This window comes from Streptococcus sp. HMSC057G03 (genome assembly GCF_001808745.1).
Classification (GTDB): Bacteria; Bacillota; Bacilli; order Lactobacillales; family Streptococcaceae; genus Streptococcus; species Streptococcus parasanguinis_Z.
The window spans coordinates 198,613-205,316 of the sequence record NZ_KV794416.1 but is presented as its reverse complement, the minus strand read 5'-3'; the positions used below and the strand labels follow the sequence as shown (position 1 = coordinate 205,316).

Genomic DNA, 6,704 nt, shown 5'->3' with positions numbered 1-6,704 from the left:
GAAATCAAACTCTTCGAGTTACTGATTTCTGTTTTGCTCCCTATATTGCCCAATCTCCGTTGCGGAAGACTGGGACGCGGGTGCCGTCTTCTCGGATGCCGTCGATATCCATTTGGCTTGAGCCGATCATGAAGTCGACGTGGACGTCTGAGCGGTTGAGGCCGGCTGCTTCGAGTTCTTCTTCTGTGAACTCTGCGCCACCTTCTACGCTGGTTGCATAGGCTGCCCCGATGGCCAAGTGGTTAGAGGCATTTTCATCAAAGAGGGTGTTAAAGAAGGTAATGCCTGATTGGGAAATTGGACTTGGATCTGGTACGAGGGCACATTCACCCAAGGCACGCGCTCCCTTGTTTTTGAAGACCAAATCTTTCATGACTTGATCGCCTTTTTCTGCTGTGATATCTACGATTTCTCCACTTTCAAAGGTCACTTTGATGCCTTCGATGATGTTCCCATTGTAGCTAAGCGGTTTTGTGGAAGTGACATAACCTTCTGCACGACGGAAGTCAGGAGCTGTGAAGACCTCTTCTGTCGGCATGTTTGGCAAGAAGCTTTCGCCTTGGGCATTGATGGCTCCGGCAGATTCCCAGACGTGGTTTTTCGGCAAGCCAAGAGTCAAATCAGTCCCTGGGGCTGTGTAATGAAGGGCTGAGAATTGTTCCTTATTCAGTGTATCTGCCTTGCTCTTGAGAATAGCTGCATGCTCTTCCCAAGCCTTGACTGGATCTTCCTCGTAGACTCGGCAAGTCTTGAAGATTTGATCCCACAGGAGATCCACTGCTTCTTCATCGCTCGCCGCATTTGGGAAGACCTTTTTCGCCCATTCTAAACCTGCTGCTGCAGCAACGGTCCAGCTGACCTTGTTAGATTGAGTAGCGATGCGCATTGGTTTCATGGCCATGCCCAAAGCCTTAGCCGAGGCAGAAAGCTTCTCTGCATCAACACCATTTAAGGCACCTGGATCAGACGAGCGCACACCCAAGCGACTAGCTTTGTGGTCTAAGAGGTAGTTCATCTCCGCAATCTTGTAGTCTGGCACATTGTCCAAACGATCCATCGGTGCATGGAGGAATTTTTCCCGGGTAGTGAAATCATCTGCCCATTGGACAATCACTTCATGCGCCCCCAAGGCATAGGCTTCCTTCACGATCAAGTGGGCCAATTCTCTTTGTTCCACATCGATGTTCAAGACCAAGGTATGCCCAGGTTGCACATTGATACCGTTCGCCACTAACAATTTAGCGTATTTTTCGAGGTTTTCTTTAAAATTTGGTAAAACCATTGTTTTCTCCTTCATAAGTGAATGATCTCCTCCTAGTATACCATAAGTCCATGTAAAAAGAGAGTGGGACAGAAATCGATAATTCGTTAGAATTCGATTTCGTCGTCCCACCTCCGCACAGTTGAGTAGGGCTGTAAAAGCTGATGAAATCAGCGTAGTAGAGCCCACTCAACCACTGCGTCTTGCTCTACAATCCAAAAATAATTGAGAGGCTAGGACTTTTGTCCCAGCCTCTTTTTTCTTGTTCCTTTTAGCTTAAGGAAGAACATAGCCTTGATCATCTACTGTATGGGGATGTTCAGTATTGCCATTCCCTCTCAAAGCTTCCAAATCTTGATCTAAAATCGAATTGTAATCCGTACTACCTTCACGGGTTACCCGAGTCGATACTTGGCGCAAGAGTTTTTCATTGAGATTACGAACCCAGCGACCATTACTATGGTCATTGGCCCGCATATAATTTTCTCTCACAATCTCTCCGTAAAGAGCTTCATTGACTTGGTAGCCTTGCTTGCGCAATCCCAACAGACCGATCTCGACGATCTCATCTGGACTATAGTCTTCAAAGTCAAATGTAGTCGGGATCCGACTTTGCAGACCTGAATTGACCTGCAAGAAGTCATGCATCTCTTTCGTGTAGCCAGCAAAGATAATCACGATATCACGACGGTGGTCCTCCATAAACTTGAGGATTTCATCCAAAGCTTCCTTCCCAAAATCATCATTTGAACCGGTAAAGAGCGTATAGGCCTCGTCGATAAAGAGGACTCCACCCAGCGCACTCTCTAAAACTTCGCGCGTCTTTAAGGCTGTTTGACCTTGGTAGCCTCCAACCAGATTGCTCCGCGACACTTCGATGAATTTCTTCTGATTGATCACCCCTTTTTGGAAGAGGATATTACCTAAAATGCGGGCAACGGTTGTCTTCCCTGTACCGGGATTTCCAAGAAAGAGAGAGTGCAAGGTCGTATCTTCGACGATACCGCCTTGTTCAGCCCGTTTTTGGTTGAACTCAGCCATGGCTACAAATTGTTCGACTTGCTCTTTCACCTTGGCAATGCCAACCAAACGGTTGAGAGCAGCCATCCCATCTTCTTCCTTGTCAGCTCCTGCCTGGTACTTGCCTTGGTTAAGGACAGCATCAATATCACTGTTCAAAATAGTCTCAATATCATCGGAACCTTGGGCCACCACCCGATCTGCCATGGTCTTGGTCAATTGCTCATCGAGGTTACGGATCCAACGACCATTGCTCTTATCTAGTGAGGCATCATAAGCCCGCTTAATATGTCGCGCATAGTAGTCACGGTCTTCGAGCTTGTAGTCCCCTTTGCTTAGGATCATTTCGCCCAGTTGGACAATCTCATCTCCTGTGAAATCTTCAAAGATGAAATTATTTGGCACCCGAGAACGAAGGCCTGGGTTGGTCTTTAAGAACTCTTCCATTTCCTTGGTATAGCCGGCAAAGATGATCATGATGTCATCGCGATTGTCCTCCATAAACTTGAGGATGGTATTGATCGCCTCGATCCCAAAATCAGCACCACTATCCTTTTTATCCAAGCTATAGGCTTCATCAATAAAGAGGATACCTCCTCGCGCTTTTTCAAGCAGAGCCTGAGTCTGTTCAGCGGTTCCTCCAATATTCGAAGAAATCAGATCGGACTCCGTTGCTTCCACGAAACGAAATTCTTCCCCGGAGAGGACACCTGCATCAAAGAGCACTTGTCCCAAGAGACGGGCCACAGTGGTCTTTCCTGTACCAGGATTTCCCATAAAGGCTGCGTGGAGGGTTTGCTTTTCAGGCGCCTTACCACTGGCAATCCGTTTCTTGTTAAATTCCACCATGTTGATCATTTTCTTGATCTCATGTTTGACTTTTTCAAGACCGATCAGGCTATTGAGTTCCTGAAGAGCATCTTGTTTCTTCTCTGGCTCAGACCCCGTTGTAGGGATTGGAGCCACCGTTGCATCCGATACTGGTCCCGTAGAAGCCACTTGCGCATTGCCCTTGGCCACTTCTCTACCGATAAGATAGTCACAACCATCCTCAATTTCCTTGGTCAGATCACGCGCATCGCCCTGCGTATAGGTCAGGGTGTCCACCTTCGCAAAGGCTCCACCTTGAAGCCGGATATTAGGATCCGCAATCTTATGACAAATCATATGCTCAGCCATCAGCACACCATCATTGAAAACGCCAAATGAAATGGTTTGGGCATTCTCATTCAAGAAAGTCGTTTCTCCAGTTAAGGAAGCAAAGGACTCTTCATAGACGCATAAAAATTCTGTAAATGTCGCTTGGTGAGCTCGGATCATACTATTGTATGAATTGATGGAGGTCATACGATCCGAATCCGAATTGAATTGAACATTATTGTCAAGACAGACCCCAGTCCCCGTAGGTAGCTCAATTTTACAGTTTTCAGACTCCCAGATGACATTCCTCAACCAAACTGGTGGAAAATCCTTTTCCAGATCCCCGCCTGTAATCGTTGAATTTTTTGCGATCACTTCTGAGTCCTTGGCATGGATCGTATTATTCCCAAATTTTTCAATATGGACATTTTCTAAGGTCAACTTGGAACCTTCTGATAGATCTATCTTAGAAAAAATCGTTGAATTTAAAATGGACAATTCTGATGCTGACATTCCGATGACACTTTGGTGTTTTTCCGGAACCTTCATCCCAACTCCATCCAAAGTCATTTTCGAATGCGTATCCATATAGATAAAAAATTCACTATTTGTCGGAGTAGTGATTTCAAAATAGACCTGTTTACAGGTGATAGCTGACTCATTCCATAAGGTCAAGGCAGTATAGTTCCCACCAACTTTAAACCACAGATCTTCAAATGTCACCTGAGCTCCCTCTACAAATCGGAAGGAAGCCTCAATGGTGTTGTTAAACATGCGCCCATTGCCATTTGGATTTGGAACCACATGCCCCACAAAATGAAGGCTCTTGTTGATCACAATCACCTCATCTGTTGGCCATTGAAAGACATACCCATTTTCAAACTCGATGGTATCTCCATCCTGCGCTTTTTCAATCGCATCCATAAAGTTCCAACTATTGTTGTAAGGCCCTACTAAATATCTCGCCACACTCCTGTCCTCTCTTTTATCTTTTTTGAAGAAAATCCCTTTCTTTCGGGTTGCTTCTCACAAACACTTGTTACTAAAAATTGTAACACATTCTAGGACCAAAGAAAACACCTATCAGATCTGAGAGGACTGAAAAACCTCTATTTTCAAAAGGAAAATAGAGGCTGTCAGTTAATCTTTTAAAGCTGAAAATAAGCCGGCTAGAGCCATTGCTCCTGAGAGCATGGCGGTGGAAAGGAGCAGCACCTTGTCTGCCACTAACGAATCTTAAGCACGTAGATCCTCCATCAAGTCTGAGACTGATTCAAAGGGCTGACTCATATTCCGATTTTGCTCTACATCCGTTACGACTTGGAGCAACTTACCATGATCGTCTAATCGAACATCAAAAGGTAAGCCTTGATATTGAATAGCCTGACGAAGGAAAATGTTGATAGCCGTGGTCATATCCATCCCTAAATGATTAAATACCAGTTGGGCCTGTTCCTTAACCTCACTATCCAAACGAATACTCATGCTCGTCTTTGACATATTCTCACCTTCTTTCTATAGACTATTTTAACAAAAAGAAGGTTATTGTAAATCCATTTGATATACAACGGATGTCTATAAGCCAAAATATAGTAAAGAAATAAAATTAATGTCCCAAATATGGGAGATCTCAGCCTGAGTTTTAGTTTTAGAATATAATGTTGCTATCATAGATTAAGAGGTGAAAAATATGAACCAGATTATGAAACAATATAAATTACTATATTTCTTGCTTATTTTATTAAGTCTGACAAGTGCTCTTTTAATGACACTCTTCTCTCTGCAATTAGGAAAAATACTTGATAGTATATCTAATTCAAATAGTGGATTACTCTTTCATATCTCTATTTGTGTAAGTTCGATTTTACTGTGGTTCTTGATTTCTTCTTCCTATTCCTATCTTAAAAACCAATATGTAAAAAAAGTTATTTTAGATCTAAAAAGGCGTCTCTTATTACATTATTTATCGCGTGAATTTAACCAAATTGACAACCGTAACCATTCAGATTTCTTAAATAATATCACCAAAAACAGTGACCTTATTCAAGAAAATTTATTGATTCCTAGAATCTCTCTAATCGCAAATTTAGGGAGCCTTATCATAAGTGTGGCTGCTATTATTTATATAGAATGGCGATTAGCATTAGTCTTTCTTTTATTGTCGAGTATAACGGTTTTTCTATCACAAATTCCTGGAAAGTTAATGACTAAAGCAACTAATAATTATTCTCTACAAAATAATCACTATTTATCAAAAATGACAAACTTTATTGATGGTTTTGAACAAATTAAGTTATTAAATATTCAAAGCTGGACCCAAGAAAAAATTCAGGGAATCAGTTTAGAATTTGAAGAGTCCAGAAAAACATATCAATTCTTAAAAGACTTAGCTTCAACTACTGGAATTTTACTAAGTTTTTGCTCTCAACTATCCTGTATGGTCGCTGGTATCTTTTTTGTAAGAAATAACTTACTCACTATTGGATTACTCGTAGCAAGTATTCAATTATTAAACGGTGTTTTTGCTCCATTACAATCTATTCTTTACAATAAAAATTTAATCAGCAGTAGCAAGTCCATTATTGATAATATCCAAGAAAATCTATATGAGACAAATCATGAAATTTTCCATAAAACAAGTACAATTGATTGTGATAACATTTCGACCATTTCTATTAGCCAATTACATTATGAAATTGAAAATAAAATATTATTTGATCATTTTTCCTATGAATTTAAAAAAGGCAAGCGCTATGCAATTATCGGTGCTTCAGGAGCTGGGAAAACAACTTTAGTAAAATTAATACTAAATTATTATTCCAAAAATCTTTATGATGGGGAAATACAAATCAACGGAAAACAGAATATTGATATTTCCTCAGAGGAGTTATATAAAGATATTGCATTTGTGCAAAAAAATGATTTTCTGATTGAAGGAAATGTCCTAGAGAATATCAAACTATCCAGAAATCTTTATTTAACTGAAAAATTAAGAAAAGCCTTAGGATTTAATGAAGAATTTCTTAATAAGAGTCTATCTCAATCAAATCAAACTATTTCAGAAGGGGAAAAACAACGAATTGATTTAGCTAGGTTTTTAGTCAAACCATATTCTGTATATATATTTGACGAACCTACAAGCAACCTTGATCCAATAAAAGCCAAAGAAATGTTGGACTACATTCTATCCATTAAAGATGTAATTGTTATTGTCATTACTCATGATCAAAATCCAGAAATATTGGAAGAGTTTGATCACGTTATTACCTTATAGATAAATAGC

General features: G+C 40.9%; 4 protein-coding genes. 1 reads left to right on the top strand and 3 read right to left on the bottom strand.

What is annotated here, in order from left to right:
- Positions 1-40: 40 nt before the first annotated feature.
- The 3 genes from HMPREF2686_RS01540 to HMPREF2686_RS01530 form a co-directional block, all read right to left on the bottom strand.
- Positions 41-1,282: an aminopeptidase gene (locus HMPREF2686_RS01540; RefSeq protein ID WP_070448968.1), complete on the bottom strand. Its 1,242-nt coding sequence runs from the start codon at positions 1,280-1,282 to the stop codon at positions 41-43.
- A 255-nt stretch (positions 1,283-1,537) separates the two neighbouring features.
- Positions 1,538-4,390 (bottom strand): AAA family ATPase, encoded by a 2,853-nt coding sequence (locus HMPREF2686_RS01535; protein ID WP_070448966.1) that lies wholly within the window; start codon positions 4,388-4,390, stop codon positions 1,538-1,540.
- A gap of 267 nt (positions 4,391-4,657) precedes the next feature.
- Positions 4,658-4,921 (bottom strand): type II toxin-antitoxin system RelB/DinJ family antitoxin, encoded by a 264-nt coding sequence (locus HMPREF2686_RS01530; RefSeq protein WP_009732165.1) that lies wholly within the window; start codon positions 4,919-4,921, stop codon positions 4,658-4,660.
- Between the two features lie 190 nt (positions 4,922-5,111).
- Here HMPREF2686_RS01530 and HMPREF2686_RS01525 point away from each other — a divergent pair, with 190 nt between their 5' ends.
- The gene (locus tag HMPREF2686_RS01525; protein ID WP_070448965.1) at positions 5,112-6,695 is read left to right on the top strand and encodes an ATP-binding cassette domain-containing protein; all 1,584 of its coding nucleotides are present in this window, start codon (positions 5,112-5,114) and stop codon (positions 6,693-6,695) included.
- The last annotated feature ends 9 nt before the right edge of the window (positions 6,696-6,704 follow it).